Annotated in this window: 25 protein-coding genes; 13 read left to right on the forward strand and 12 right to left on the reverse strand. The window is 66.7% G+C overall.

Features of this window, described 5'->3' with window-relative positions; translation table 11 throughout:
• A complete protein-coding gene (locus NU688_RS27925; RefSeq protein ID WP_257864096.1) occupies nt 1-978 on the forward strand; it encodes a tripartite tricarboxylate transporter substrate binding protein in 978 nt (325 codons plus the stop codon).
• Between the two features lie 169 nt (nt 979-1,147).
• Nucleotides 1,148-2,803: a hypothetical protein gene (locus NU688_RS27930; protein WP_257864097.1), complete on the forward strand. Its 1,656-nt coding sequence runs from the start codon at nt 1,148-1,150 to the stop codon at nt 2,801-2,803.
• Here NU688_RS27930 and NU688_RS27935 read toward each other — a convergent pair.
• From NU688_RS27935 to NU688_RS27950, 4 genes are read right to left on the reverse strand one after another with little or no spacing between them, the layout of a single operon-like run.
• Nucleotides 2,793-3,929 (reverse strand): hypothetical protein, encoded by a 1,137-nt coding sequence (locus NU688_RS27935; RefSeq protein WP_257864098.1) that lies wholly within the window; start codon nt 3,927-3,929, stop codon nt 2,793-2,795. The two genes, NU688_RS27930 and NU688_RS27935, sit on opposite strands and share 11 nt — an antisense overlap.
• Before the next feature lie 8 nt (nt 3,930-3,937).
• On the reverse strand, nt 3,938-4,699 hold the full coding sequence (locus NU688_RS27940) for a hypothetical protein (RefSeq protein ID WP_257864099.1): 762 nt from the start codon (nt 4,697-4,699) through the stop codon (nt 3,938-3,940).
• A complete protein-coding gene (locus tag NU688_RS27945; protein ID WP_257864100.1) occupies nt 4,689-5,687 on the reverse strand; it encodes a hypothetical protein in 999 nt (332 codons plus the stop codon). Before NU688_RS27945 ends, NU688_RS27940 begins: the two co-directional genes overlap by 11 nt.
• Entirely contained in the window at nt 5,684-6,715 is a 1,032-nt protein-coding gene (locus tag NU688_RS27950) for a glycosyltransferase family 2 protein (protein ID WP_257864101.1), read from the reverse strand. Before NU688_RS27950 ends, NU688_RS27945 begins: the two co-directional genes overlap by 4 nt.
• 108 nt (nt 6,716-6,823) lie before the next feature.
• On the opposite strand from NU688_RS27950, the gene NU688_RS27955 reads away from it, so the two are divergent.
• Nucleotides 6,824-8,179: a UDP-glucose/GDP-mannose dehydrogenase family protein gene (locus tag NU688_RS27955; protein ID WP_257864102.1), complete on the forward strand. Its 1,356-nt coding sequence runs from the start codon at nt 6,824-6,826 to the stop codon at nt 8,177-8,179.
• On the opposite strand, the gene NU688_RS27960 is transcribed toward NU688_RS27955, so the two are convergent.
• The 5 genes from NU688_RS27960 to NU688_RS27980 form a co-directional block, all read right to left on the reverse strand.
• Nucleotides 8,170-9,204, reverse strand: coding sequence for a serine/threonine protein kinase (locus NU688_RS27960; RefSeq protein WP_257864103.1), 1,035 nt, complete (start codon nt 9,202-9,204; stop codon nt 8,170-8,172). The genes NU688_RS27955 and NU688_RS27960 overlap by 10 nt on opposite strands.
• A gap of 34 nt (nt 9,205-9,238) precedes the next feature.
• Nucleotides 9,239-10,354 carry a DUF2855 family protein gene (locus NU688_RS27965; RefSeq protein ID WP_257864104.1) on the reverse strand — a complete coding sequence of 372 codons (1,116 nt, stop codon included), beginning with the start codon at nt 10,352-10,354 and terminating at the stop codon, nt 9,239-9,241.
• Nucleotides 10,355-10,523: 169 nt separating this feature from the next.
• Entirely contained in the window at nt 10,524-10,949 is a 426-nt protein-coding gene (locus tag NU688_RS27970; RefSeq protein ID WP_257864105.1) for an organic hydroperoxide resistance protein, read from the reverse strand.
• Nucleotides 10,950-11,033: 84 nt separating this feature from the next.
• Nucleotides 11,034-11,489, reverse strand: coding sequence for a MarR family winged helix-turn-helix transcriptional regulator (locus tag NU688_RS27975; RefSeq protein ID WP_257864106.1), 456 nt, complete (start codon nt 11,487-11,489; stop codon nt 11,034-11,036).
• An 82-nt stretch (nt 11,490-11,571) separates the two neighbouring features.
• Nucleotides 11,572-12,411: an ABC transporter permease gene (locus tag NU688_RS27980; protein ID WP_257864107.1), complete on the reverse strand. Its 840-nt coding sequence runs from the start codon at nt 12,409-12,411 to the stop codon at nt 11,572-11,574.
• Nucleotides 12,412-12,822: 411 nt separating this feature from the next.
• On the opposite strand from NU688_RS27980, the gene NU688_RS27985 reads away from it, so the two are divergent.
• From NU688_RS27985 to NU688_RS28005, 5 genes are read left to right on the forward strand one after another with little or no spacing between them, the layout of a single operon-like run.
• Nucleotides 12,823-15,285, forward strand: coding sequence for a type VI secretion system Vgr family protein (locus NU688_RS27985; RefSeq protein WP_374684698.1), 2,463 nt, complete (start codon nt 12,823-12,825; stop codon nt 15,283-15,285).
• Nucleotides 15,286-15,299: 14 nt separating this feature from the next.
• The gene (locus NU688_RS27990; RefSeq protein ID WP_257864109.1) at nt 15,300-16,082 is read left to right on the forward strand and encodes a DUF4123 domain-containing protein; all 783 of its coding nucleotides are present in this window, start codon (nt 15,300-15,302) and stop codon (nt 16,080-16,082) included.
• 40 nt (nt 16,083-16,122) lie between these two features.
• Nucleotides 16,123-16,752, forward strand: a complete 630-nt coding sequence (locus NU688_RS27995; protein WP_257864110.1) for a DUF3304 domain-containing protein — start codon at nt 16,123-16,125, stop codon at nt 16,750-16,752.
• 15 nt (nt 16,753-16,767) lie between these two features.
• Nucleotides 16,768-18,573 carry a DUF2235 domain-containing protein gene (locus tag NU688_RS28000; RefSeq protein WP_257864111.1) on the forward strand — a complete coding sequence of 602 codons (1,806 nt, stop codon included), beginning with the start codon at nt 16,768-16,770 and terminating at the stop codon, nt 18,571-18,573.
• Between the two features lie 54 nt (nt 18,574-18,627).
• Nucleotides 18,628-18,888: a PAAR domain-containing protein gene (locus NU688_RS28005; protein WP_257864112.1), complete on the forward strand. Its 261-nt coding sequence runs from the start codon at nt 18,628-18,630 to the stop codon at nt 18,886-18,888.
• A 10-nt stretch (nt 18,889-18,898) separates the two neighbouring features.
• Here NU688_RS28005 and NU688_RS28010 read toward each other — a convergent pair whose 3' ends face one another.
• Complete coding sequence (locus NU688_RS28010) at nt 18,899-19,840, reverse strand: ATP-binding cassette domain-containing protein (RefSeq protein WP_257864113.1); 942 nt, start codon at nt 19,838-19,840, stop codon at nt 18,899-18,901.
• 148 nt (nt 19,841-19,988) lie between these two features.
• On the opposite strand from NU688_RS28010, the gene NU688_RS28015 reads away from it, so the two are divergent.
• Both NU688_RS28015 and NU688_RS28020 read left to right on the forward strand, forming a co-directional pair.
• Nucleotides 19,989-20,831 carry a hypothetical protein gene (locus NU688_RS28015; RefSeq protein ID WP_257864114.1) on the forward strand — a complete coding sequence of 281 codons (843 nt, stop codon included), beginning with the start codon at nt 19,989-19,991 and terminating at the stop codon, nt 20,829-20,831.
• Complete coding sequence (locus NU688_RS28020) at nt 20,828-21,520, forward strand: hypothetical protein (protein ID WP_257864115.1); 693 nt, start codon at nt 20,828-20,830, stop codon at nt 21,518-21,520. Before NU688_RS28015 ends, NU688_RS28020 begins: the two co-directional genes overlap by 4 nt.
• Before the next feature lie 3 nt (nt 21,521-21,523).
• Here NU688_RS28020 and NU688_RS28025 read toward each other — a convergent pair whose 3' ends face one another.
• Nucleotides 21,524-22,414 carry a LysR family transcriptional regulator gene (locus NU688_RS28025; protein WP_257864116.1) on the reverse strand — a complete coding sequence of 297 codons (891 nt, stop codon included), beginning with the start codon at nt 22,412-22,414 and terminating at the stop codon, nt 21,524-21,526.
• A gap of 126 nt (nt 22,415-22,540) precedes the next feature.
• Here NU688_RS28025 and NU688_RS28030 point away from each other — a divergent pair, with 126 nt between their 5' ends.
• Together NU688_RS28030 and NU688_RS28035 are read left to right on the forward strand one after the other, a co-directional pair.
• Nucleotides 22,541-23,197: a glutathione S-transferase family protein gene (locus NU688_RS28030; RefSeq protein WP_257864117.1), complete on the forward strand. Its 657-nt coding sequence runs from the start codon at nt 22,541-22,543 to the stop codon at nt 23,195-23,197.
• Nucleotides 23,194-24,165: a pyridoxamine 5'-phosphate oxidase family protein gene (locus NU688_RS28035; RefSeq protein WP_257864118.1), complete on the forward strand. Its 972-nt coding sequence runs from the start codon at nt 23,194-23,196 to the stop codon at nt 24,163-24,165. Before NU688_RS28030 ends, NU688_RS28035 begins: the two co-directional genes overlap by 4 nt.
• 5 nt (nt 24,166-24,170) lie before the next feature.
• Here NU688_RS28035 and NU688_RS28040 read toward each other — a convergent pair whose 3' ends face one another.
• A complete protein-coding gene (locus NU688_RS28040; RefSeq protein ID WP_257864119.1) occupies nt 24,171-25,346 on the reverse strand; it encodes a cytochrome P450 in 1,176 nt (391 codons plus the stop codon).
• Nucleotides 25,347-25,429: 83 nt separating this feature from the next.
• Between NU688_RS28040 and NU688_RS28045 the strand changes: the two genes are divergently transcribed.
• Nucleotides 25,430-26,125, forward strand: coding sequence for a helix-turn-helix transcriptional regulator (locus tag NU688_RS28045; protein WP_257864120.1), 696 nt, complete (start codon nt 25,430-25,432; stop codon nt 26,123-26,125).
• Nucleotides 26,126-26,135: the final 10 nt, after the last annotated feature.

A 26,135-nucleotide genomic window follows, 5' to 3' on the forward strand; every position in this document is an offset into this window, starting at 1 on the left:
ATGCCCGGCCTGTCCCGACGCAAGCTTGCGGCACTGGCCCTCGCGCTTGTGTCGGGCAGAGCAGCGCACGCGCAACGCGACTTCCCGGCCCGGCCGATCCGCTGGATCGTGCCGTACCCCGCGGGCGCGGTCGCCGACATCGTCGCGCGCACCATCGGCACCCAGCTCGCCATCGACACCGGCCAGCCGGTGCAGATCGAGAACCGCGCCGGCGGCAACACCGCGCTCGGCGCCATCGAGGCTGCGCGCGCGCCGGCCGATGGCTACACCGTGCTCTCTGTCGACAACGGCACGCTGGTGTTCAACCCGGCGCTGTACCGCAACCTCAGCTACAACCCGGCGCGCGATTTCGCGCCGGTCACGCTGCTGGGCCGGCTGCCGATGGTGCTGCTGGTCGGCCCGTCCAGCGGCGTGAAGGACGCGCGGGCCTTCATCGCGGATGCACGGGCCTTTCCCGGCAAGGTCAGCTTCGCCTCCGCCGGCACCGGCACGCCGCAGCACCTGGCGATGGAACTGCTCCAGCGGCAGGCGGGTCTTCGCATGGTGCACGTGCCCTACCGCGGCGCCGCGCCCGCACTGGCGGACCTGGCGGGTGGCCAGCTGCCCGCGATGATGAGCGACCTGGCCGCGGCCAACCGGTTCATCCAGAGCAGCAAGGCGCGCGCACTCGCGGTCGCCAATGCCACCCGCCTGCCGCAACTGCCCGCGGTGCCCACCTTCGCGGAACTCGGCCTGCCGCGGGTCGAGGCCGCCGCGCTCATTGGCCTGGCGGTGCCCGCGGGCACGCCGCCCGAGCTGGTGGCGCGGCTGCAGCAGTCGATGGCCAGCGCGATCCACAACCCGGCGGTGCTGCGCAAGCTCGCCGAGTCCGGCGTCGAGCCGGTGGGCAGCACGCCGGCCCAGTTCGAGGCGCTCATCGGCGATGAAACGGCGCGCTGGCATCCGTTGATCAAGAGCCTCAATCTCTCGCTCGACTGATCAAAAAACAGGCAATGTTTCAGTCCCCTTTACGGGGCCTTTGCACGAACTTTGCGCGGGTGTGCCGCCGCCCTCACGCTGAACTAAGAGTGGCTGCCTAGATTGGGGCATCGCACATGGAAGGTCGCGCGGACGGGTTGCACAAGGCAGGCCGGCTCGCACCCAGTCAATGACAATCCGCCGGTTCAATCACGTCATCCTTGCGGACGATTTCTTTCGGTCCGCCGCCAACGGTCTTCCGTACCACGCCGCGAACCGGCGATTCCTGCGCGGTTTTTTCGATTCCACGCTCGGCCGCCTGGGCCTGCCGGTGCGCGAGGTGGCGCCGCTGGAAGGTGGCGGACGCATCGATGTGGCGCGCCTCATGGCCCGGCTCGACCTGCCCTCGACGCCCGCTGGCTGGGCCCGCGCCTGCATCGCCGACCTGCTGCCGGTGCATGGCCGCGAGGGCATGCCGGCCTTCGACCCCGGGTGCCTGGTGATCGGCTGGGGCCTCACGCCGGCGCTGCAGCACTGCATTGCGCGCAGCGGCGCGAGCTACCTGGACATCGAGATCGATCCGCGCCGCTTCACCGAGCACCTGCATTTCTGCGCACGCACGAACGACCCGGTCATCGCCACTGCGCTGCAGGCGCGCCGTGTCGATGAAGAGGTGTTCTGGAACCACGCGGCCGCGCTCAAGGGCCACTTCGCGCGGCACGGCGCGCCGGCGCTGTTCGATCCGCGGCTTCGCATCGGGCTCTTCTTCGGCCAGAGCCTGGTCGACCTGTCGCTCGTGAGCGGCGGGCGCACGATGCACCCCGCGAGCGTGGTCGCACCGCTGCGCGAACTGGCGCGCAGTGTCGACCTGCTGGTGATCAAGCCGCATCCCTACGAGCCCGCGCTGCACGACCTCGCGCCGGTCGCACGGGCCATTCCCAACGTGGCGTGGACCGAGGAGAACACCTACGCGCTGCTGTCGGCCGCCAACGTGCATTTCGCGGCCAGCCTGTCGTCGAGCGTGCTCACCGAGGCGCGCTACTTCCGCAAGCCCGCGCATGCGCTGATCCGCGCCGACCGCAATGCGGCGGGGCAACTGCCGGTGGCGTGCTCGGCGTGGATTCCTGTCGGGCCCGAACTCGGTGCCATGGATTTCATGACCGCCGTCAGTGGCATCGATGACGCAGCACCACGCCACTTCGCCGCATGGCCCGCCACCGCCATCGACCGCGCCTTCATGACCCGCTGGGGCTTCGACGACCAGAGCCGCGGGCTGCACGACGTGGCCGAGCTGCAACTGAGCCGCCCCTACCTGTTCCACCCCGGCAGCCCCGCGACGGGTTGGCTGAGCCACGGCTGGTCGCCGCCCGATGCCGAGGGCGCGAAGAGCGTCGGCGAGCTGGCGTGCCTGGTGATTCCGCTGCCATCGCTGGCGGAAATGCTCTCGCACCAGCAGCCGCACCGCCTCGAGGTGCGCATCGACTTTCGCAGCAACCTCAAGACCACGAGCGTCCACGCGATGTTCGATGGCACGGTGCTGCCCGGCTCCTGCACCACCGGCGCGAAACGGCGCAGCCTGGTGTTCGAAGTGCGGCCCACGGCCGGCAGGAAGTGCCTGGTGCTGCAGTTCGTCGTGGCCGATGCGGGCCGCGGCAACGGGCGCCGCGCGGTCGCCAAGCCGGGCTTCACGCTCAGGAAGCTGCAGGTGTCGCTGCGCACGGCCCGGGGCGTGGTCTCGATGCCGCCGTCGGTGTCTTCAACGCAGTGGTCCGAGATGCGGCCGGTGCGTGCGCTGGCCCGGGTGTTCCGGGCGCTGCGCGATTCGGCGCGCGGGGTTACCGGGTAGGCGGCGCCGCGGCGGCGAGGTCGTGGAGCAGCACCGTCCAGTGCTGCAGGCGTGCGATGGCGGCCTCGCGGCCCTTCTGCGCCGCCTGGTGGGCATTGCCGGTGTCGGCCAGCGCGAGCAGTTCGCTCGCGGCCGTCGTCACGGCGCGCGCGAAATCCCCGGTGCGACCCTGCCACACCACGATGCGATGGTGCAGGCCCAGCTGCGCTGCGCGCTGCGCATTGATCGCCTGCTCGGGCTGGTCGGTCAGGAGCAGCAGGATCGGCTTGCGGTAGATCGCCGCGATCGACAGCGCCGCCATGCCGGGCGCCGAGACGATGAAGGCGCTGCGTGCGGCCATCTCGATCCAGTGCTCGTCCTGCGCATGCCAGCCCGCGCGCTGCGCATAGCCCTCGCCGACGAGGTGCGCCGGCACGCGCGCATCGGCCAGGCCGCGCTCCAGGCCGTCGGCCAGCGCGGCCTCCTGGAAATGCGGATTGAGGTAGACCGCGGCCTGCGGCGCGAGGTCGTCGTGCGCTTCCGTGTCGGCACCCATCACGGCCACCGGCGTGGCAAGTTCGTGCCCGCCGCGGCCGTCGTCCCGTGGCTCGCCATAGGCGAAGTCGTGCGCGATGCGCGCGCGGCTGCGGCCGATCTGCCAGGCGACGATGCGGCCGAAGATGCCCGCCATCCATGCCGGCATGCGCCCGCTGAAATTGGTCTCCAGCGCATGCCGCAGGCTCGCGCCGTACACATGCACCACCTTGCGCCGCCAGCCCGGCATCCAGCCCATGAACAGCAGCGCGGGATGGAAGGAGTCGTTCACCACCAGGTCCGCATCGCGGAACCACGCGCGCAGCCGCAGGATGTCGCGCAGCATGCGTCCCGGGCGGAACACGTAGTGCGCCACGTTGCGATCGGTCTCGCGGCGCAGCATGTTCTGCTCGCGGTCGAACTGCACCGCGTAGTGGCGCGAGAGCACCGGCGCCTCGATGCCGAAGCCGGCAAGAAAGCGCGCGCCTTCGTCGGAGGTGGTGAGCACCTGCACGCTGGCGCCCGCGGCGCGCAGCGAATGCGCGAGCAACTGCGCGCGCATCAGGTGGCCGCGCGCGTCCGCGGTCGCGAGGTAGACGATGCGCGGCGGCATCAATCGACTCAGGCGGCCACCGGCCGTGCACTGCCGGGGCGCAGGCGCAGGGCCAGGCCCGCGACGTACATGCCCAGCGCGCCGGTGATGCCGAAGCCGCGCTCGGTGTCGCGCACCTCGTGCATCAGCTGTGCGAGCCTTGCTTCTTCGTGCGGCGCCACGCAGCGCTGCAGCGTGTGGCTGCAGAGGCGGATGTGGCGGTCTTCGTCGGCGAGCACGCGCGTGAGCAGCGGGTGCAGCGCATGCCGCGGGCCGATCAGCGCGCAATGGCGCTGCAGGATGCGCGAGGCCATCTGCTCGGCGGCAAGGCCGATCGCATAGGCCGGCACGAGGCCGCCGTGCGCGAACTGCGGCGCATGGCGCTGGATGAGGCGCTGCCAGCGCGCGAGCTTGCGCCGGCTCAGCCAGTCGGGCTGCGGCGCTTCTTCGGGCGATGCGGCGGCCTGCGCGGTGCCGCCGCGTTCGATGATGGCATCGGCGAAGAGGCGTGCATGCAATTGCTCGTCGGCCAGGTGCTGGTCGAGCTGGCGCGTGAGCCATTCGGGCGCGCTGGTGCGCAACTCGCGCTGCAGCGCCTGCTCGGACGATTCCTCGCCGACGAGGTAGAGGCGCAACAACATCACTTCACCGGCACGGCTCGCATGCATCTGGCGCAGGGCGGCGCGCTTGATGTGGTGAACCAGCCGCGCCTGCAGCGACGGCCAGCCTTGCAACTGCGGCGGCGCAAGGCAGTCGAACGCGGTGGTCGGCGATGCGGCGTCAGCGTCCATTGGCCTTGGCCACCGGGGCCTGCTGTGGTTGCTGTTGCTGCCAACCGAGCACGAGGCCGATGAAGCTGTCCTGCAGGAACGCGCGCGCCGATGCATCGGCGCCGGCGAACTCGCGCTGCTGGCCGTCGTAGCGCACATAGCCCTTGCCGCCCGCGGCGCCGAGCACCAGCTTCTCGTTCTTCCTGAAGCCGCGTTGCATCAACGGCTGCAGCAGCGACTGCGATTCGAGCCCATAGAGGAACAGGTCGCGCTGCACCACCTGGCGCGGTATCTGCCCGCTCAACGCCTGCAGTTCGAGCGACCAGTTGCCTTGCCGCATCGCTTCGGAGAGTTCGATGCCCTTGGCCGAAGGCGCGCGGAAACGCGCACGTGCCACCGACTTGGAGGCGCGGCTCAAGCCCAGGCCGACGGTGATGTCCGCATCGGTGGCGCCGCCCGTCCGGTTGTCCTGCACCTGCACGATCTCGTTGGCGAGCCGCGCGGCGATGGAAGGTTTGGAAAGCGTCTCGCTGATCTGTGCCGGCGTGAACACGACTCGCTCGGCGCTGCCCTCGATCACCACGACCTGATACGGGTCGATCTTGATGTCGCTGAACTCGCCGCCGATGGGCGAGTGCGCATGGCTGCTCACCGACCACTCGTTGCCCGAGCGGCTGAGCAGGGCGTGGAAGGTCAGCGGCACGCGCTGGCCGCCGTTGCGTGATTGGCCTGAGCCTTGCAGAAGCACATCGCCCACGATGGTCTTCTCGCCGTAGATGCGCGGGTTGGCAAAGCGGATGGTGTGCGCGGCGCTGTCGAGCGCGGCGCGCGTGTCGGCATCGTCCAGCGCGAGACGGTTGCAGTCGCTGGCGGGGCCTGCGAGCGCGGAGAAGGGGCAGCCGCTGTCGGACTTGAAGTTGAAGACGCCGCGGCCGGTGAAGTCGGCGGCACCCGCTGCAACGCATGCGCCGGCCAGCACGAGAAGGCTGAAGATGCTTTTCTTGTTCATGTCGGGCGATGGTAGGAAAGCGCCTGGGCATCCGCGTTGGTGCGGCCGGTGGTGTGCAGGCCGATGCCGCGCGCGAACGCGCCGAGCATGTCGATGGCCGAGAAGCCGACGATCAGCGCCACGCCCGCAAGCCAGCGCAGGCCGCGCAGCGGAGGCAGGTCTTGATGATTGAGCGCGCGCACGCTGAAACCCAGTCGCGTGAACAGCACGCACAGCGGCCCGATCGGACCGCTCTTCGCCAGCCACTGCCAGCGCGCCGACACATAGCTGCGCAGCAGGTGCGGCGTGAGCGAATACGTGTCCTGCCCGCGCATCCAGCGCAGCTTGAGCGCCTCGGCGCGCGTGTCGGGCAGACGGTGCTCGGTGTGGGCCGCGGCCGCGTAGTGGATGGGCACGTTGGCCGCCTTCAGGCGCATGCCCAGCACCTGACAGTGCGCGCGGTACACGCCGTCGAGCGCCTGGTAGCTGTGCTGCTCGAACACGTCGCGGCGAAAGGCCACGTTGTTCGCGTAGAAGTTGCTCGTGGCGCCCGCGTGGTCGGCGTTGGGGAAGTACATGAAGTCGATGGTCGTGAGCGCGGTGCCCACGATGTTGGCCGCGTAGCTCGTGCGGCCTGCCACCACCGCGGGCGCATCGGCACCGCGCGTGAAGGGCATGAGCATCTGCAGCAGCCAGTCGTCGGCGGGCAGGCAGTCGGCGTCGGCGAACACCACGTGGTCGCAGCGCGCCGCATCGGTGGCCGCGAAGCCGACGTTCTTGGCGTCGTAGTAGCCGGTGGCGGCGTCGATGCGCACGAAGTCGATGGGCCGGCCCGCCAGGGCCGTGACAGCCTCGCACGATGCAATGCTCAGCCCGTCGTGCGTGATAACCACCTGGGCCAGGGCCGTGAGCGGCACCTGCTGTTTCGCCAACAGGGCGACGAGGCGCTGCAGGCTGGTGCTCGCGGCGGCCTCGGCATCCGCTCCGCCGCGCAGGTTGTTGGTCTCCAGGACCAGCGCGCAACGCGCGGCAACTTGATCGGGCATCATCGAATTTTCCTGTCCGGACATTGTTTTGAAGGCTTGCATCCTGCTTTTATCTCACAACCGCCGCTGCTGCCAGTGCCTTAAGCAAGGGGTACGGGGAGGGGGTTGCGCATGAAGCTGGCCATCTTCGGCGCCGGTTATGTGGGCCTCAGCTTCGCCGCCTGCATGGCCGAAGCCGGGCACGAGGTGCTGTGCGCGGACGCCGATGCCAGCCGCATCGAAGGGCTGCAACAGGGCCGGATGCCGCTGCACGAGCCCGGGCTGGAGGCGCTGGTGGCGGCGGGACTGGCCGCGGGGACACTGCGATTCGCGGCCGACGAGCGCGCGGCGAGCCTGCATGGAGAAGTTCTCTTCATCGTGGTCAACACGCCCGCTGATACCGAGGGCGATGTCGATCTGCAGCATGTGATGGCCGTGGCGCGCAGCATCGGCCAGCACCGCGACCGGGGCGGCGTGGTCGTCTGCAAATCCACCGCGCCAGTCGGCACCGCGGAGCAGGTCGAGGCCGTGTTGCACGCGGCGCTTTTGCAACGCGGTGCGGCACATCGCATCGCGGTGGCCGTGAACCCCGAGTTCCTGCGCGAAGGCTCGGCCGTGCACGATTGCCCGCAGCCCGACCGTGTAGTGATTGGTGCTACCGACCCCGCGGCCATCGACCTGCTCACGCGGCTCTATGAGCCTTTCGTACGCGACCCGGCGAAGCAACTGCTCGTGATGGACCGGCGCTCGGCCGAACTCACCAAGTACGCGGCCAACGCGATGCTCGCGACCCGCATCAGCTTCATGAACGAGATGGCGCGCGTGGCCGAGCATGCGGGCGCCGACATCGAGATGGTGCGCCGCGGCATCGGCTCGGACCGGCGCATCGGCCCCGACTTCCTGCAGGCCGGCGCGGGCTACGGTGGCTCGTGTCTGGCCAAGGACGTGCGGGCGCTTCGGCATGTGGCTGATCGCGAGGGCCAGCCGCTGCGCATCCTCGCGGCCGTCGAGGCCGCGAACCACGAGCAGAAGGGTCGGTTGTTCGACCTGATGACGCATCACTTCGAAGGCCGCATCGCGAACAAGACCATCGCGCTCTGGGGCCTGGCCTTCAAGCCCGACACCGACGACATGCGCGATGCGCCGAGCCTCGTGCTGCTGGAGCGCTTGTGGGCCGCCGGCGCGCACGTGCAGGTGCATGACCCGGCGGCGATGCCGAATGCGCGCACCATCGTCGGCGAGCGCGGCGATGTGCGCTGGTGCGACACGCCCGAAGACGCGCTGCAGGGCGCCGACGTGCTGGCGCTCGTGACCGAATGGCCCGTGTTCCGCCGTCCCGATTTCACGCGCATCGCGGGCACTCTGAAGACGCCCGCGATCTTCGACGGCCGCAACATCTACGACGCCGCCGAAGTCGAGGCCGCCGGCATCGCGTACTACGGCATCGGCCGCGGGCGTTCAGTGCTGCGCGGCGTGTCTCAGGCGTAAAGAGGTTCCTCGGCCATCTGCTCGCACTGGTCTTCCAGCACGAGGATCTGCCCCTTCCAGTAGTCGCTCGAGCCGAACCACGGGAAGTTGATCGGGAAGATCGGGTCTTCCCAGCGCCGCGCGAGCCACGCGCTGTAGTGGATGAGCCGCAGCGTGCGCAGCGGCTCGATCAGCGCGAGTTCGCGGCGGTCGAATTCGCGGAACTGCTCGTAGCCGTCGAGCAGGCCCGACAGCTGCGAGGTGCGCTGCGCGCGGTCGCCCGAGAGCAGCATCCACAGGTCCTGGACGGCGAAGCCGGTGCGTGCGTCGTCCAGGTCGACGAAGTGCGGGCCACCGCCGGGGCGATCGGTGGGCGTCCACAGGATGTTGCCGGGGTGCACGTCGCCGTGCAGGCGCAGCTTGCGTGGCTTGAAGTCGGAGGCCGGCGGCTGCAGCGCGAGGGCGGTTGCGCGGACCATGTCCAGTGCCTGGTTGCAGAGCTTTTCCCATTCGCGCTGCATGTCGAGCGGGATCTTGTCGTTCTCCAGCAGCCAGTCGCGCGAATCGAGGCCGAAGGTCTGCAGGTCGAGCGTGGGGCGGGCCTCGAAAGGCTTGGCGCTGCCCACGGTGTGGATGCGGGCGAGGAACCGGCCGACCCATTCGAGCACCTCGAAGTTGTCGAGTTCGGGCGCGCGGCCGCCGCGGTAGGGGCTCACGCTGAAGGCGAAGCCCGCGTGGTGGTGCAGGGTCTTGCCGTCGAACACCAGGGGCGGCACGGCCGGCACTTCGGCGGCGGCCAACTCCAGCGAGAAGCCGTGCTCCTCGAGGATCTCGGCTTCGCTCCAGCGTTCGGGGCGGTAGAACTTCACCACCACCGCACTGCGGTCTTCCAGGAACACCTGGTAGACCCGGTTTTCGTACGAGTTCAGGCCGGTGAGCCGGCCGTCGCCGTGCAGGCCGAGCGTCGCGAGCGCGTCGAGCACCACGTCGGGCGTGAGGCTCTCATAGGGATGGGTGTTGGCGGGCGCTGCGGGGGAAAGGGTCATGCGGCGATTGTCGCCACCCCCGCCCGGTTCGCCGTCACAGCCCGCCGGGTTGTTTGTAAAGCGAGAGGATATGGCCCGTGCGCGGGTCGCCCTTGCCGGCCAGCACCTGCGCATAGGCGGCCTGCACGGCCTCGCCGCCGCGGTGCTGCTCGGCGTGCAGCCAGGGGTTGCTGGCGTCGGTCACCGTGGCGAGGAAGTTGCGCCAGGCGGCCACCATGCGCCGGCCGAATTCGTCCGCGCCCCATTCGGTGGTGCGCTTCTTGATCTGCGCCGGCGCGAAGAACAACGTGGCGCGAGGGCCCGACAGGTCCTTGCCCGCGCCCTTGGAGGCGAGTTGCTCCACATGCGTGCCGCCGATCGAGCAGCTGTACTGGAGGTTCGCGAAGCGATCGTGGACGGCGTTGCGCAACCCGCCGTTGCCGGCGAAGTCGATGTACACGCCGGGCGTGTCGGCCGCGATGCTGTCGAGCGCGTCATAGGTCACCACGCGGTGGTAGCAGCCCAGGCTTTCGCAGAAGGCCACGTTGCCGGGCGAGGTGAGGCCGATCACCTCGATGCCTTTGCGCTGGTGCAGCTGGAAGGCGGTGCCATAGGCCGTCTTGCTCGATGCACTTGACAGCAGCATGGTGCTGGCGCCGAAGAAGTCGTTGTCGGCCATGAAGTCGTCGATCAGCCACGAGGTGATGAACAGCGGCCGCAGCAACGCCTGCAGGTCTTCGGTGTCGGTGGTGTAGAGCGGATCGGCGTTGCAGCGGAAATACTGGTTGTAGACCGCGGGCAACTCGGCGCGGTGCGCAGCCGCATCGGTGAAGCGCCCGGGCGAGAGCCGGTCGGGGCTCAGCACGGCGCTCGACGCCATCGGCCAGTAGCCGTAGAGCCGCTCGCCCACCGCCACGCCCGGGTGCAGCGACTGCACGACGCTCGCGAAGCCCCACACCGGGATGCTGCCCCAGCCTTCTTCCTCGGAGGGGAAGAACTGCCAGTAGCTCATCGCATCGCCGAAGGCGGCGTAGGTGATGTTGTTGGAGGTGAGCGCAAAGCTGTCGATGCGCACGCGGACCTGGCCGTCGGCCAAGGGCTGGTCGGTGGCGGTGTGCAGTCGCGTGGTGGGAAGGCTGTCCTTGCGGATCAGAAGGCTGGTGGTGCTCATGGTGTCGATCTCCACGGTGCGTTGAAGGGCGTGCGGCCACGTTAGCCAAGCTTGATGAAAGGCGCTATCGCGTTGTCCCTTTCCGCGTCACCCGTGAGACAACGCCGGGCATGAAAAAAGCGCCCCGGCTTGTGGCCGGGACGCTTTGTTTGCTGCGCTGAGCAGGGAATCAGACGATCGTCAGTTCGACGTCGATGTTGCCGCGCGTTGCGTTCGAGTACGGGCAGACCTGGTGAGCGGTGTCGACCAGCTTTTGCTTCTGTTCTGCGTCCAGGCCGGGCAGCGTGATCGCGAGTTGCACCGAGATGCCGTAGGCAGCGCCGCCGTTCGTCGGGCCGAGGGAAACCTTCGAGTCGATGGACACGTCGTCAGGCACCTTCACGTTGATCTTCGGGCCGACGGCCTTCATCGCACCGATGAAGCAGGCGGCATAGCCGACCGCGAACAGCTGCTCGGGGTTGGTGCCGGGCTTGCCCGAACCGGGCGAGCTGAGCTTGACGTCGATCGCGCCGTCGCTGGACTTGCCTGCGCCGTCACGGCCGCCGACGGTGTGGGCTTCTGCGGTGTAGAGCACTTTGTCGAGCTTGGTGGTCATGGTGATTCCTTTGATGATGGAGGGAGGGGGGTGAAAAAAGCTTCTCTCTTTACTGGATCGAAGCCGGGAGAAAAACGTGGTCGGTCAGGCCGCCTTCTTGACGCGGTCGCGCAGGGTCTGGATCTGCTGGGTGAGCGCGATGAGCTCGGGCACCGAGCATTCGGTGGCGGCCATGAGGCAGCCGGGAACGCCGGCTGCGCGGGCCTTCAGCTTGCGGCCGGCGGCGGTGAGCGTGATGTGCACGCGGCGTTCGTCGGCCACGTCGCGCACCCGGGCCACGTAGCCGTTGGCTTCGAGCCGCTTGAGCAGCGGGGTGAGCGTGCCGGAATCGAGCGAAAGGCGCTCGCCGAGTTCGGAGACCATCAATCCGTCCTGCTCCCAGAGCGCCAGCATGACGAGGTATTGGGGGTAGGTGAGCTGCAGCTTTTCCAGCACCGGCTTGTAGAGCCGGGTCATCGCCAACGAGGCGGAATACACGGCGAAGCACAGCTGATTGTCCAGCTTGAGCATTTCGTCGGCGGAGACGGTGGTGGAGCGCATGGCACGAATTCTATCGAGCAATTGAATTGTGTGCAATGTAATTTGAAAGCATCCGTTTCCAGATGCCTTCAGCCGCGGGTCTTCAGGCCTTGAAGCGCTTCCGCGTCAGCGCCAGCGCGATCCAGAACGCCACGACCGCATACACCGCCAGCACGCCCGCGTGCAGCCACCAGTCGGCCGGCCACTGGTCCATGAAGAGCGGCCGCACCAGCGCCACCGCATTGGTCAGCGGCAGCCATGCGGCCACCGCCTTCACCGCCGAGGGCAACTGCTCCAGCGGAAAGAACACGCCGCTCAGGAACATCATCGGCGTCATGAACAGCGTGAAGTAGTAGGTGAAGAAGTCGTAGCCCTTGGCGAGTGCATTGAAGATCAGCGCGATCGACGAGAAGGTGATGCCCGCGCCGATCAGCACCAGCCACGCGACGACGAGCTTCGGGCTGTGGCTGATGCCGAGGCCCAGCATCACGAACAGGATCGCGGTGACGGTGAAGATCGATTTGAATGCGGCCCACAGCATCTCGGCGAGCACGATGTCGTCCAGGCCGACCGGCGCATTCATGATGCCGTCCCAGGTCTTCTGCACATGCATGCGCGAGAACGCCGAATACAGCGCCTCGAAGCTCGCGGCATTCATCGCGCTCATGCAGATCGAGCCGCTGGCGAGGAACAGGATGTAGGGCACCTTCACGCCGTCCACCGCCACCTGCCCCACCAGCGCGCCCATGCCGTAGCCGAAGGCCACGAGCCAGATCAGCGGCTCGGCGATGTTGCCGATGAGGCTCGGTATCGCGAGCTTGCGCCACACCAGCAGGTTGCGCAGGAACACGGGCCACCAGCGCAGCGAGATCTCGGGTGCGCGCCAGGGGGAGGGCGGGGGCGGCGCGGTGTACGTCGTTGTCGTTGCAGTCGTCGTGTTCATGGTCTAGTTGTTGACATAGCGCTGAGCCCGCAGCGTTTCATTGCGTGCTGGCAAGTCCGCGATGGCGTAGAAAGGCTTTCGCCTTGATTGTCGCTATTGGTTATTAACAGTCTATTCAAACACTTGGCAATTGACGAACTTTGTCAAGTGAGTGGGTTTTATTGTCCTCGTGCAATTCATCACGACTGCAATTGCTGAACTTTTTCGGATGAGAACTTTGAGTGGGCTGTGTAGATAAATCACCCCCCACAATGAATTAGATAGCCTGGCTAGCAAGGCATCTTCAGGGGGATCGTCATGTCTGTATTCGGCGGAGTGTCTGCGCGCACGCTCCAAATTTCAAGCTCCGTCATTCCATCGAGCTGGGGCCGACCGGCTCTGGAGCCGGTGCGCCTTTCCGGCCGCGAGGGCTTGAACTCACTGTTCGAATACGAACTGCTGCTCAAGACCCCCGATGCGTTGAACCTCGGCGCGAGCGGGGCCGCTGACTTCGACCTCGACGGCTTCATTGGCCGAGAGATCACCTGCAACATCCAGCTCGACGGAGCGGGCGTATTCACTCCGGGTGGTGTGGGTGCATCGGTCGATCACATCGGCGCGGGCGTGCGCCAGATCAATGCCCTGATCACCGATGCCGCCATGTGGGGCGAGGAAGGCCGCCACATCCAGTACAGGCTGACGCTGCGGCCATGGTTGCACCTTGCCACGCTGACCACCGACTGCAAGATCTTCCAGAACAAGACCGTCGTCGAGATCCTCGACGAACTGCTGGGCGACTACGACTTCGCTGTCGACAAGCGCCTGATCGAGACCTACCCGGTGCGGGACTACCAGACTCAACTCAACGAGAGCGACTTCGAGTTCTTCAGCCGTCTATGCCAGGAATGGGGTGTCAGCTATTTCTTCGAACACAGCGAAGGCAGACATCGCCTTGTGCTCATCGACAACATGGGCGCGTACAAGAAGAATGCGAGCGCGGCCTATCAGGAGGTGGAGTACCACGCTCCGGGTTGGAAGGTGGATGCCGAGTACGTGCACAGTTTCGTGCCGCACAACCAACTCACGAGCGGCAGGTACGCGACACGCGACTACGACTACACCCGCCCGAGGGCCGACCTGAGCGTCGGCCGCAACGATCCGCGCCCCACCCGGCAGGCCGATGGCGAGGTCTACCAGTGGCATGCCGGTCAAGCCGGCAGCCACTATGTGCAGCCGCGCGCAGGCAGGGCCGAGGCCAACGACCCACAGGGCGAGGGCCGGCAGTTGGCGCTGCTGCGCATGGAGGCACGGCGCACCCACGGCGCCCGTGCGCGGGCCAGCGGCAACCTTCGCGGCATGGTCCCCGGGAGCAGCTTCGCGCTCAGGAAACACCCGCGCCAGAAGGCCAACGCCGAGTACCTGATTCTGGACACGCAGTTGCTGATCGAGGATGTGGCTCTGGACAGCCAGGTCAAGGGCGCTGCACTGGACGGAGGTCAGCGCTGGAAGGTCGAGGTGGACTTCACCGCGCACCCGATGGCGGAGCCATTGCGGCCAGCACCGACACAGGCCAAGCCCTTCACGCACGGGCCGCAGTCCGCACTGGTGGTCGGACCCGAGGGACAGAACCTTTGGACCGACGAACTGGGTCGCATCAAGGTGCAGTTCCCGTGGGACCGCATCGGTCAGAAGAATCAGCACAGCACCTGCTGGATTCGGGTGTCGAGCCCGTGGGCGGGCAACCAGCTGGGAGGCGTGCACATCCCGCGTATCGGGCAGGAGGTGATTGTCGATTTCATCGGCGGCGATCCGGACCTGCCGGTGTGCACCGGACGGCTGCACAACCAGACCAACTTGCCGCCATGGGCATTGCCGGACCAGTCGGCCCTGAGCGGATTCAGGAGCCGAGAGCTGACCCCGGAGGGCGGCAACAGCGCGCCTGGGCGTTCCAATCATCTGGTGCTGGACGACACGCCGGCGAAGATTCAGGTGCAGCTCAAGAGCGACCATCAGCACAGCCAACTGAGCCTCGGGCACATCACGCGCATCGAGGACAACGCCGGGCGCAAGGACCCGCGTGGCGAAGGCTTCGAGCTGCGCACCGACGGCCATGGCGTCATGCGTGCCGCTGACGGCATGCTGATCACCACCCAAGGCCGCGAGCGCGCCAGTGCCCATGCCAAGGACATGGGAGAAACGATCCGCCGCTTCACCCAAGCGCGCGACCAGCACGAGACACTCGCATCGTTGGCCCAGCAGCACAAAGTGCAGGACGAAGAAGACGATCAGGCGAGCGTGAGCGCGAGCCTCAAGGCGCAGAACGACGCACTCAAAGGGAACGACTCGGGCCAGGACGGGTTTCCCGAGATCGCGGCCCCGCACTTGGTGCTGGCCAGTGCGGCCGGCATCGGGGCCACGGCCCATGGCTCGGTACACGTAGCTGCGGGTGAACACATCGCAACGACCAGCGGCGGACACACCAGCATCAGCAGTGGCAAGAGCTTTCTGGCGAGCGCGATGGATGCGGTTCGCCTGTTTGCTCACAAGGCAGGCATCCGCATCTTTGCGGGCAAGGGGCCTGTGCAGGTACAGGCGCAAGACGACCTGATCGAGCTGGTCGCCAAGAAGGCCATCGAACTCATCAGCACGACCGATTGGATCAAGCTCAAGGCCAAGAAGGGCATCGAACTGGAGGCCGATGGCAGCACCTTGCGCATTGGCGACGGCAAGGGCTTTGTCTTCTACACGCCACAGGCCCATCACGTGTGGGCGCGTGACCACCAGACCTTCGGGCCGAAGTCCCTCAAGACGCCCCTGCCGCAATTGCCCACGAGCGTGTGCATTCCCTGCATGCTCAAGGCGGCCAAGGCCGCCAGCGCCATCACCCGTTTCTGAGGGCGACCCTTCGTATGGAAACCTTCTTTCTTGTGGACGGCGCGATGGTGTACAGCGAGATCAGCACCTCCAAGGTGTTTGCCGAAGTGAATGCACCTTGGTTTGCGCCGTTGATGCCGAGCACCGAACTGTGGCTGGCCGGACCGGTCCTGATCTCGCAGGATCAAGCCCGTGCCGCTAACAGTGAACCCGTTGCAACCGAGTGCGTCCGTATCGTCAACAGCTACCCGCACCGGCTGCACTTCGCGGTGATCGAATCAGCACTGCCGCTCGATCAACTGGCCGCGCATCTGCGCCATTTCGTCTATTTCGCAGACGACACGGGGCAACCCTATGGCCTGCGCATCGCGGACGGCCGCGTGATGGCCTATCTGCCGGGCGTGCTGACGCGCGACCAATGGGATGCCCTCACGGCACCAGTCGCGACCTGGGCCATCCATGACCGCATCGGCACGCACAATGCGCTGGTGCTCAACGAGAGTCGTGCAGAGCGCAACGGGGCGCTGGAGCCCTTGGTGCTCAGCGAGACACAGATCGAACGGCTGATCGATGCGGGCGAACCCGATACGCTGCTCGCCCAGTTGGGGGTCACGCCAGACGTTGATGCGTCGAAAAAATTGAAGTGGCATCACGAGGTGGCGCGCTACTGCGTCTCACGCTGGAAGCAAAGCGGCAGTTCCGACCGCCGCGTTCTGCTGACCTTCGCGCGGCGCGTTTTCGCAAGCCAGTGCGAATGGATCAGGGACGCGGGTCGTGTCGAGCAGGAGTTGCGGGCGGCCGCAGCGCAGGCGGTGTGAACTATCAGCAGACCAATGCAACAACAAGCGGACCTTACCAATGACCGAAATGCAGAGAGCTTCTAAACACACTTGGCTGCGCTTGGTGCGCCGTCTTCTCGGGCTCATCCCTCGCTGGCTGCTTGCTGCCGCGGCCCTCTCTCTTGCTACGGCTTGCACCACGGGTTCTAACGACCTTGTGCCGAGGAAAGACATGGTCGGTGCCCCAATCTCGGCCGTAGGTCACTACGGTTCAATGATTGGAGTGCCTGAGTTCTATCTGAATGGGCGTTCGGGTGGCACCGCTTCGGGTTGGGGCGGCGGCGGGGCCACGGTCTGCTGCATGCTGCTGCCCCGCAAGGTCACTGGGCCTGTGATGGTGAAGGTGAACTGGACAACGTGTGACATCAGCGACATCAAGTTCGTGAATGGTCGCGCAGTTGACCCGAGCCAGAAGTGCAAGGAGGAAGAGCATGAGGAAACTGTCCCTGTCAACTTCGCCGTACAACCCGGAGAGGGCGGCTCTGGCCTCTTTGTTCATTTCCTGCCGGGAAACCATGTCGAGGTCTGGTACTCGACCCGTTTTCCCGAGGCAAGTGGTTACCCCGGTCCAGTCTTTCCGCGAGGTCCCGCACCCGACTACGCGCCGTTGCCGGACAAGACTCCACAGCGCGACACCTCAAGCAAGTAATCCGAGGAAGCATCAATGAGCGAATTCAAGACGGTACTCCAACCCGCCCAAGTAAGTTGCCCGCGCGCTCTGCCTTCAACGGCGGCCCACGAATGCGAATTTACGCTGAATATAGGTGTGTTTTTCGACGGCACGGACAACAACCGGAACACTCAAGGGCTTGGAATTCATACCAACGTCGTGCGATTGTCAGAAGCGTATCGAGACTCAACCTCGGAAGGCTACTTCCGCCACTATGTATCTGGCGTCGGCACGCCGTTTTCTGAGATCAACGAAGCCGAGGCTCCTGTCACAGGCGGGCCGTTCGGCGGCGGTGGTGAAGCGCGCATCATCTATGGCTTGTTGCAAGTCATCAACTCCGTCCATCGCTTTCTGAATGGGGAGAATCGCTTTGACGTTCCCCAACTCGCCGCGCTGTGCTCCGAAACCCGTGTTCCACCCGAGATTTCGAGATTTGAGGCGCAACACAGGCTCAACGCAGAACAGAAAATCCTTGACGAACTGGGCCTGCCTCAAGGCTTGGTCAGCGCGGGGGATCGCTCGTTCCTCGGGACTGTGCTGGAGGGTGAACGCAGTCGCTTCATCCGCAAACACGCCACCCAGTTGCAGCAGCAGGTGCAGGCAAGCTCCACCCGTCCGAAGATCAAGGCCATCTATCTGGACGTCTTTGGCTTCAGCCGCGGCGCAGCGCAAGCGCGTGTGTTCGTGACCTGGTTGCATGAGTTGCTGCTCATCGGCGGCCAGTTGTTCGGCGCAGACAGTTATGTGCGCATGCTCGGCCTGTTCGACACGGTGGCGTCGGTCGGTGTGACCGATGGCGCTGGCGGCTTCGGACATAGCGACTGGGCCAGTGCCCGCAACCTGCGGATTCATCCCGCCGTCAAGAATTGCGTTCACTACGTGGCACTTCACGAGTTGCGCACCAACTTTCCGAGCGACAGCGTAGGGCTCTACGGCAGCATTCCATCCAACTGCCAGGAATATCACTGCCCCGGCGCGCACAGCGATGTGGGTGGCGGCTACGGCCCGGGGGAGCAGGGCAAGGGCGTGCGTCTGGTGCGGAAGAATCCTCGTTATGCAGAGGACGGCATGGACTTGGTTCGCGATGATCAGTTGAAGGTCGCCAATCTGCCGCTCAATCAGATGTACGACGCGGCGCTCAAGACGTGTGAGGGGCATGAGTCGATACCGTGGATCGATCCGGAATCTGAAGAAGGTAAGAGGGGCAAACTTCGGGAGCGCTTCGGGCTGGATCGCCTTGAAACCGTGCGGCAGGCCGTGCAGGAATATTTCGAGCGCAGCGGTGTGCCCGCGGGCTTGGAGACCTACGACGCATTGCGTCAGCATGGCTTGCGCTATCTGGCTTGGCGCTACGAAATCAATGACAAGAACAAGTTCGAGGCGCTGCCTAGCGTGATTCGTGCGAGGTCACTGGACCCTGAGGGTTATGGCTTCTACATGAGTGGGCAGAAGATTTTCAAGGAACAGGTTCGCTTGCTGTCGAGCCGCTCTTTCGGGGACCCGAACAAGAATGGCTTCAGTCTGCGAGCCGCAGAGATCTTCGACCAGATGAAGGCGCTGAAAGTCGCCAGCGCTGTAGGCTTGTTTTTCGACGAGTGGGTTCATGATTCCTATGCGGGATTCATCGGCAAGTTCGTGTCAGGAACATCGAGTTGGGCAAGAACAACCGGCGAGATCGCGCACATTGCGGCAGAGACTCAGCGCTATATCCGGTGGCGGGGAAGCTATGCCGGAAGCGACGAGCGGCTCAATGCTTCCGTGCCTGCCGCGAACACTGGTATGCAACAGAAGGCGGCATGAGTGGCCAATCGAAGAGGCAAGTGGCCTCCAGGAACACGTACGTGAAGGGCGAGCATGCGAGATGCTGACAACCGCCCTGTCGTGCGACTAGGCGATCCCACCGATCACGGCGGTGAGGTAATCACGGCGCTTGATTTCGTGGTGCACGGGATTCCTGTGACCGCCGAAGACTGCATGACCTGGTGTCCCAAGTGCAAGGGCAATTTCAGGATCATCACGCCTCGCATTGGCCGCAAGCACTTGGACAAGACGATTGCCTATGAGGGCGATCTGACGGAGTGCGGCGCGAGGCTGATTTCGACGTTACGAGCCTGAAGGCGGCGTACTAGCCATCCTCGCGGATCTGCCGCCCAGTGAGCTTGAGAAAAAGATCCTCGAGATTTGCAGGGCGATGGAAGGTGCGCAGACCTGAGTGCTGCGTGAGCGCATCGAGCAGACGCCGCGCATCCTGCGTGTAGAAGAACACCGTCTCCCCGCTCACCTCGACGCGCGCCGCCATCGCCTTGAGTTCGGGCGACTCGGCCAGCGACAGCGCACCGTTGCCATACACCTCGACCACGTCGGGCTCCAGGTGTTCGGCGATCAGGTCGCGGGGCTTGCCTTCGGCAATCTTGCGGCCGTGGTCGAGCACCAGAAGGCGCGAACACAGGCGCTCCGCCTCGTCCATGAAGTGCGTGGTCAGGAGGATCGACTTGCCCTGCTGCAGCAACACCTGCAGCCGCTCCCACATCAGGTGGCGCGCCTGCGGGTCGAGCCCGGTGGTCGGCTCGTCGAGCAGCAGCAGCTTGGGGTCGTTCACCAGCGCGCGTGCCAGCGAGAGCCGACGGCGCATGCCGCCCGACAGCTCGCCCGGCTTCGCATCGGCCTTGTGCGAGAGCGCAGCGAACTCCAGCAGCTGCGGCACGCGTGCGCGCACCTGCGCCTTGCTGAAGCCGAAGTAGCGGCCGTACACCACGAGGTTCTCGGCGCAGCTGAAGTCGGGGTCGAGCGTGTCGAACTGCGTGACCACGCCCAGCTGCGCTTTGATAGCCAGCGCATCGCGCGGCATCTGCAAACCCAGCGCCGAGATCTCGCCGCCGTCGGGCGCGGTGAGGCCCAGGCACATGCGGATGGTGGTGGTCTTGCCGGCGCCGTTCGGGCCGATCACGCCAAGGCATTCACCGGGTGCGATCTCGAACGACAGGTCGTCGACGACCGTGGTGTCGCCGTAGCGCTTGCGCAGGTGGCTGGCGTGGAAGAGGGGGGAGGTGGAGGAAGAAGAAAGCACACAGGCATTCTGACGCAGGCCCTGATGAACACCGCCATCGCTTCAACCGATGGACAAGCGGCGCCAAACGATGGACAGGCGGCGCATGTTCTGGACAACACCCGGCACAATCGACGCCCAGTCGAATACCGCGAGAGAAGACCCGAAGATGCTGCGTTTTCTGTTGGCACTGTCAGTCGTTTTACTGCTGGGTGCATGTGCTCAATTCCACCGACCGCTCGCGGCGGCGGACCGGACCAAGGTCCAGGAGGTCGACCTTCGCGTGGTCGTCGCGCAGGAGAGCTTCATGTTCTCCGCGCAGGCGCCCGGCTTGAGTGCGGCCACGGGCGGCGGCCTCATCGGCGCGTTGATCGATTCGTCGGTGCAGCAATCGCGGCAAAAGGAAATGAGTGCGGAAGTAGGCGCCATCGTCGGCCCGCTGCTCGATTACGACTACCGTGTCGAGGCCGGCTTGGCCATCGGCGAACTGCTCAACACGCCCAACGCGTTCCCGCTGAAGATCACCTCGTCGCAGGTGCTCGCGGGCATGCCGCCGAAGGCCGAGCAGGACGCCCGCATCGCCGCCACGAAGAGCGGCCGGGCCTACCTGGTGCTGTTGCTGCAGTACGTGCTGGAGCCCGGGCTGGGCGCCTTCACCACGCGCACTACGGCGCTGCTCTGGCAGGACGGCAACAAGGAACCCTCGTACCGCTCCGCCACGATCTACCAGACGCCGGTCAGCGGCGGCGCGCGCGCCACCGTCGTTCGCCGGCTGGGCGCCAACGACGGGCAGCAGCTCAAGGCCGTGATGCGCGATTCGATCCAGCAGACGCTGCACGTGGTGGGGCTCGACCTTGCCGGTGCGCGCTCCGGCGCGATCCGCACCGCGCGGTTCAACGTCAACGGCACTTGGCTCACGCTGGGTGGCCAGGGCTTCGACGAGCAGCCCGGCCGCGTCGCATTTCGCGACCAGGACAACGCGATGTACTCGGTCCGGACGGCCGCACCATGAAGCAACCCTCACAACCTCGCACCGGCCTGGCAGCGGCCGTCCTGTTCGCGCTCTGCGCCATGCCCAGCTTCGCGCAGGCGGTCACCGAGAGCGAAGCGCTCGACATGGTCTACCAGCAGGCGCCGGAACAGGAGCAGCGCCCCAACGGTCCGCCGGTCGAGACCCTTCGCGCGCCGCAGGGCTGCAAGCTCTACCTGCCGGCGATCGAAGACGCCCGCAACAACCAGGTCTACGCCGGCAACCTCACATTGATGATGCCGACAGTGCATGCCACACCGAGGGCGGTGGAGTCGCTGCGCAGCGGCGATGCGGGCATGTGGACGCGCGATGCGTTGCTGTCGACCAAGCGCTACGGCTTCCAGCCCATCGTCGCCGCACCCGCTGCGGCCACTGGTGCCCGGCAGGTCTCGGCCGTGGTCGCATTGCGCCTCGCCCATGCATGGTCCGCGGGGCTCAACCTCGTCTCGCATGTGGTGCTGAAGGTGAACTACCGCCTGCCCGGCGGCGAGATGGCCACGCGCCTCTATCACGGCATGGGCACGCGCGCCAACTGGGCGAGCGGCAACGGCGAGTTCATGTCGGTGCTGAACCTGGGCATGGAAGAGGCGGTGCGCAGCATGGCGACCGATGCCGTGGCGCTGTGCGAGGGCAAGCCCCTTCCGGCACCCGCTCCCGCTGCCGCGCCATAACGGCTACATCCGCAAGCCGCTGAACTCCGTCTTCATCCAGTCGATGAAAGCCCGCGTGCGGGCCGGCAGCAGCCGCGCGTTGGGATAGATCACGCTCACCGGCCGCGGCGGCGGCTCGAAGTCTTCGAGCACGATCTGGAGGCGCCCCTGCGCCACGTAAGGCAGCACCTGGTACGAGAAGAAGGTGCCGAAGCCCATGCCCGCGGCGCAGGCCTCGACGGCGGGCGCAAGGTGGTTGAACTCCAGGCGGTTGCTCGGCGTCACGCCGATCGTCTTGCCGCCTTCGTGGAACTGCCATTGCGGCGGCGCATCGATGCGGCCGCGGACGCAGGGCGCGCCGTTCAGGTCGCGCGGATGCTGCGGCGTGCCGTGGCGCGCGAGGTAGTCGGGGCTCACCGCCACCACGCGCCGGATGGTGCCCAGCGTCTGCGCCACGAGCGACGAATCTTCCAGCGGGCTGATGCGGATGCCGACGTCGATGTTCTCCTCCAGCAGGTTCACCGCGCGGTCGTACAGCAGCACGCTGCAGCGCACCTTGTCGTAGCGCTTCATGAAGCGCGTGATGGCCGGCGCCACGTACATGTGGCCGAACAGCACCGGCGCGGTGATGGTGAGCTGGCCCGCCGGTTCGCGCGCTTCGGCGTTGAGCGCGCGGTCGGCGGCATCGGCCGCGAGCAGCACCTCGCGTGCGCTCGGAAGGTAGTGGCGGCCCTCCTCGGTGAGCGACAGGCGGCGGGTGGTGCGATGAAAAAGGCGCACGCCCAGGTGCGCCTCGAGCGCGGCCAATGAACGCACCACCGCGGGCAGCGAGGTACCCAGCGACTCGGCGGCGCGGGTCATGCTGCCTTGCTCGGCAATCTGCACGAATGTCTGCATGGCTTTGAAGCGGTCCATGCCGCGATTAAACCGGAAAACGCAGCAGTCAAATACAGAAATGACTATTCATTCATCGGATGCAAGAGAGAAGAATCGGGAACACGCCATCCCCAGCCCTCGTCTCGACATTCCAAAGGACCTCCCATGAACGCCATCGCCACCCGCCCCGCGCATCCCATCAAGCTCTACGGCAGCGCCATCTCGGGCCACGTGCACCGCGTGCGCCTGTTCCTCTCGATGCTCGGCCTGCCCTTCGAGGTGATCGAGCTCGACCTGAAGCAGCGCGCCAACCGCACGCCCGAATTCCTGGCGCGCAACCCGTTCGGCCAGGTGCCGGTGATCGAGGACGGCGACGTCACGCTGGCCGATTCCAATGCGATCCTGGTCTACCTCAACGCGCGCTATTCGACCGATCCGTCGCGCTGGATGCCGCAGGACGCGGTGGGTGCGGCGCGGGTGCAGCGCTGGTTCTCGGTGGCCGCAGGCCCGCTGGCCTATGGCCCGGCGGCCGCGCGCGTCATGGCGCTGTTCGGCTTGGCCGCGGACCCTACCGAGACGGTGACGCGTTCGCACGCGCTGCTCGCCGTGATGGAGATTCACCTGGAGCGGCAACCCTTCCTGGCAGCGCCGCACGCCACGCTCGCCGACATCGCGAACTACGCCTACGTGGCGCACGCACCCGAAGGTCGCGTGTCGCTCGAAGCCTATCCACAAGTGCGCGAATGGCTTGCGCGCATTGAAGCCTTGCCCGGTTTCGTGCCGATGGTGCGCACGCCGGTCGGGCTTGCGGCGGCGGCATGATCGCCGCACCCTTTCACGCTGGCGAGCGCGCGCTGCAACTGCACGCTGGCTCGCGCGAGCAGATGGCGGTCGCGGGGCCGCGCGTGATTCGCGACTACATGCCCGACCAGCATCGCGAGTTCTTCGCGCAACTGCCGTTCGTTGTTGTCGGAAGCCTCGATGCGAACCTGCAGCCCTGGGCCAGCGTGCTTGCGGCACCCGCGGGTTTCGCGCATTCGCCCGATGCAACGCACCTGCGCATCGATGCGCTGCCCGCAGCCGGCGATCCGCTCGCGGGCCAACTCGCGCAAGGCGCCCCGCTCGGCTTGCTGGGCATCGAGCCGCAGACGCGGCGGCGCAACCGCATGAACGCCACGGTCGAATCGCTCGATGCCACTGGCTTCATGCTCGAGGTGCAGCAGAGCTTCGGAAATTGCCCGCGGTACATCCAGGCGCGCGAGCCGGTGTTTGTGCCGACACGCACGGACAGCGCATCTGCGCAGTGGCTCGACACGCTCGACCTCGATGCGCAGCGGCTCATCGGCAGTGCGGACACGCTGTTCATCGCCACGGCCTACCCCGATGAAGTGGCAGCGGGCGACGAAGCCGATGCCAGATCGCACGGTGTCGACGTGTCGCACCGCGGTGGCCGGCCCGGCTTCGTGCGCGTCGACGAAGGCGGCGTTCTGACGGTGCCCGATTTCAACGGCAACCGCTTCTTCAACACGCTCGGCAACCTGCTCGCGCACCCGCGGGCCGGCCTTCTGTTCATCGACTACGACAACGGCGAACTGCTTCATATCGCGGCCACCGCGGAGCTCGTGCTGGACGGCCCCGAGTTGGCCGAATTCGAGGGCGCCGAGCGGCTGCTGCGCCTGCATGTCGAGCACGCATTGCGCCGGCCAGCCGCGCTCCCGCTGCGCTGGGGCGATGCGCAGTTGTCGCCGCATCTGGCGGGTACAGGGCACTGGGCCACCGCTCGCGGCTGAACCCGTCAATGGAAGACCGGGATGCGCGCGTTGGCTGAGGGCCGGTAGCGCCAGCCACGTGCGCTGATCGCGTCGAGATCGGGCTGGCGATGCAACAGTGCATCGAGCCCCGCAGCCGCCAGCGTGCACGCCAGCGCCTGACCCGGGCAGGCATGCATGCCGTGGCCGAAGCCGAGCATGCGGCGCCGTTCGCGGATCAGCTTGAAGTTGTCGGGGTCAGGGTTGAAAGCCGGGTCGCGATTGGCAGCGGCCAGCACCAGCAGCACCGCGTCGCCCGCTGCCAGCGGCGTGCCCGCGATGGTGATGGGCTCGATCGCGAAGCGGCGCGTGTTGTGGACCGAAGGATCGTGCCGCGCCGTCTCTTCCACGATGGCCTGCACTCCGTCACGTGTGCGCGCAGTCTGGCGCAACGAAGGCTCGCGCACCAGTGCGATGAGGCTGTTGCCCAGCAGGCCGGCCGTCGCGTCGCAGGTCTGCGAGAGCAGACCGACGAGGTTGGCGAGCAACGAGCGCGAGAGCGGCGCGCCGGTATCGCTTTCGGCCAGCACGGCGGCGAGCGGCGTGCCGTTGCGAGGAGGCGCACTCGCGGTCAGCAGCTCGAAGCGCGTCATCAGTTCGCCTGCAGCAACGCTCGCCGCCTGCAACTGGTCCGCCGTCGACAGCGGCGACAGGCAGGCGACGAAATCGCGCATCCAGTGGTCCACCTGCGGCAGCGTTTCCTCCACAAAGCCGAGCAGGTGCGCGACCGCCCGCACGGGCATGGAAAACAGCGCGTCCGACGAAGGCTCCGTCGGCACATTGCGCGCAACCTGCAAAGCCGCCGCGTGCACGGCATCGAGGTCCAGTCCGGCCAGCGCGCGCTGCAGCGCGGGTCGATGCGCCTGATGCGCAGCGCCGTCGTTCATGCGCACCAGGTGCCCGAACACCTCGCCGGCCGGGCTGCCGACGATGGCGCGCGGCACCGGTTCGGCGGCGGGCCGCACGTGCAGCGCGCCATGCGCGAGCAGCACCGACTCGATGACGTCCGCGCGGCTCGCAACCCACACGCGCAGCCTCTCGTTCCACACAAGCGGCGGGCCTGCGCGCAGCTCGGCATAAAAGGGGTACGGATCGGCATGCGTGACGGCCGCGACCGGGTCGGCGGGCACGCAGTCGGCGAGGGAGGTGGGGCTTGTTTTCATGGCCCGCAGTGTGCAATCGGCGATACCGCCACACTTCGCCCGCGAACGAAGTGTCGATTGCGGCAGCGTCTTACGATCGGCGCATGGACACGATTTCGAACGCCAACGCAGATCTCCAACTGGCCCGCCTCGCAGGCGCCATCGCCGAGCCGGCGCGCGCCCGCATGCTCAACTGCCTGATGGACGGCCACGCGCGCACCGCGACCGAGCTGGCCACCGTTGCCGAGGTGGCTGCCTCCACCGCGAGCGCGCACCTCGCGCGCCTGAAGGAAGAGCGATTGGTCGAAGTGCTCGTGCAGGGCAAGCACCGCTACTTTCGCCTGGCCGACGACAACGTCGCGGCCGCGCTCGAAAGCCTGATGGTCGTGGCCGGCGCACCGCGCGCGGTCGAGTTCAAGCCCAACACGCCGAGCCGCCTGCGCGCCGCGCGCACCTGCTACGACCACATGGCCGGCACGGCCGGCGTTGCGCTGCACGACCGGCTGCATGCGCAGGGCTGGCTCAGCGGCCTGCAGAGCGGTTCGTACGAACTCACGCCCGAAGGCGCGATCGCGCTCGAGAGCCTGGGGGTCGAAGTCGATGCGGTGCGCCGTTCGCGCCGGCGCTTTGCCTGCGCGTGCCTCGACTGGAGCGAGCGTCGTCCGCACCTGGGCGGTGCGCTGGGTGCCGCGTGGCTGCAGCTGTCGCTGCGCCGCGGCTGGGTGCGGCAGGAACTCGACGGGCGCGAACTCGCGCTCACGCCCAAGGCGCAGCGCGAGATGCCGGAGCTGTTCGCCTGAAGGCGCTGTC

The organism is Variovorax sp. ZS18.2.2, assembly GCF_024701975.1.
Lineage (GTDB): Bacteria > Pseudomonadota > Gammaproteobacteria > Burkholderiales > Burkholderiaceae_C > Variovorax.

Bases quoted from the DNA above. Each gene is read 5' to 3' on its own strand.
- NU688_RS27925 (WP_257864096.1), top strand. From the start codon at position 1: ATGCCCGGCCTGTCCCGACGCAAGCTTGCGGCACTGGCCCTCGCGCTT.
- NU688_RS28000 (WP_257864111.1), top strand. From the start codon at position 16,768: ATGAGCGAATTCAAGACGGTACTCCAACCCGCCCAAGTAAGTTGCCCG.
- NU688_RS27965 (WP_257864104.1), bottom strand. From the start codon at position 10,354: ATGAGCACCACCAGCCTTCTGATCCGCAAGGACAGCCTTCCCACCACG.
- NU688_RS27990 (WP_257864109.1), top strand. From the start codon at position 15,300: ATGGAAACCTTCTTTCTTGTGGACGGCGCGATGGTGTACAGCGAGATC.
- NU688_RS27945 (WP_257864100.1), bottom strand. From the start codon at position 5,687: ATGAACAAGAAAAGCATCTTCAGCCTTCTCGTGCTGGCCGGCGCATGC.
- NU688_RS28045 (WP_257864120.1), top strand. From the start codon at position 25,430: ATGGACACGATTTCGAACGCCAACGCAGATCTCCAACTGGCCCGCCTC.
- NU688_RS27955 (WP_257864102.1), top strand. From the start codon at position 6,824: ATGAAGCTGGCCATCTTCGGCGCCGGTTATGTGGGCCTCAGCTTCGCC.
- NU688_RS27995 (WP_257864110.1), top strand. From the start codon at position 16,123: ATGACCGAAATGCAGAGAGCTTCTAAACACACTTGGCTGCGCTTGGTG.
- NU688_RS27960 (WP_257864103.1), bottom strand. From the start codon at position 9,204: ATGACCCTTTCCCCCGCAGCGCCCGCCAACACCCATCCCTATGAGAGC.
- NU688_RS27970 (WP_257864105.1), bottom strand. From the start codon at position 10,949: ATGACCACCAAGCTCGACAAAGTGCTCTACACCGCAGAAGCCCACACC.
- NU688_RS28025 (WP_257864116.1), bottom strand. From the start codon at position 22,414: ATGGACCGCTTCAAAGCCATGCAGACATTCGTGCAGATTGCCGAGCAA.
- NU688_RS28020 (WP_257864115.1), top strand. From the start codon at position 20,828: ATGAAGCAACCCTCACAACCTCGCACCGGCCTGGCAGCGGCCGTCCTG.
- NU688_RS28030 (WP_257864117.1), top strand. From the start codon at position 22,541: ATGAACGCCATCGCCACCCGCCCCGCGCATCCCATCAAGCTCTACGGC.
- NU688_RS28005 (WP_257864112.1), top strand. From the start codon at position 18,628: ATGCGAGATGCTGACAACCGCCCTGTCGTGCGACTAGGCGATCCCACC.
- NU688_RS28035 (WP_257864118.1), top strand. From the start codon at position 23,194: ATGATCGCCGCACCCTTTCACGCTGGCGAGCGCGCGCTGCAACTGCAC.
- NU688_RS27950 (WP_257864101.1), bottom strand. From the start codon at position 6,715: ATGATGCCCGATCAAGTTGCCGCGCGTTGCGCGCTGGTCCTGGAGACC.
- NU688_RS28015 (WP_257864114.1), top strand. From the start codon at position 19,989: ATGCTGCGTTTTCTGTTGGCACTGTCAGTCGTTTTACTGCTGGGTGCA.
- NU688_RS27975 (WP_257864106.1), bottom strand. From the start codon at position 11,489: ATGCGCTCCACCACCGTCTCCGCCGACGAAATGCTCAAGCTGGACAAT.
- NU688_RS27930 (WP_257864097.1), top strand. From the start codon at position 1,148: ATGACAATCCGCCGGTTCAATCACGTCATCCTTGCGGACGATTTCTTT.
- NU688_RS27940 (WP_257864099.1), bottom strand. From the start codon at position 4,699: ATGGACGCTGACGCCGCATCGCCGACCACCGCGTTCGACTGCCTTGCG.
- NU688_RS28040 (WP_257864119.1), bottom strand. From the start codon at position 25,346: ATGAAAACAAGCCCCACCTCCCTCGCCGACTGCGTGCCCGCCGACCCG.
- NU688_RS27980 (WP_257864107.1), bottom strand. From the start codon at position 12,411: ATGAACACGACGACTGCAACGACAACGACGTACACCGCGCCGCCCCCG.
- NU688_RS27935 (WP_257864098.1), bottom strand. From the start codon at position 3,929: ATGCCGCCGCGCATCGTCTACCTCGCGACCGCGGACGCGCGCGGCCAC.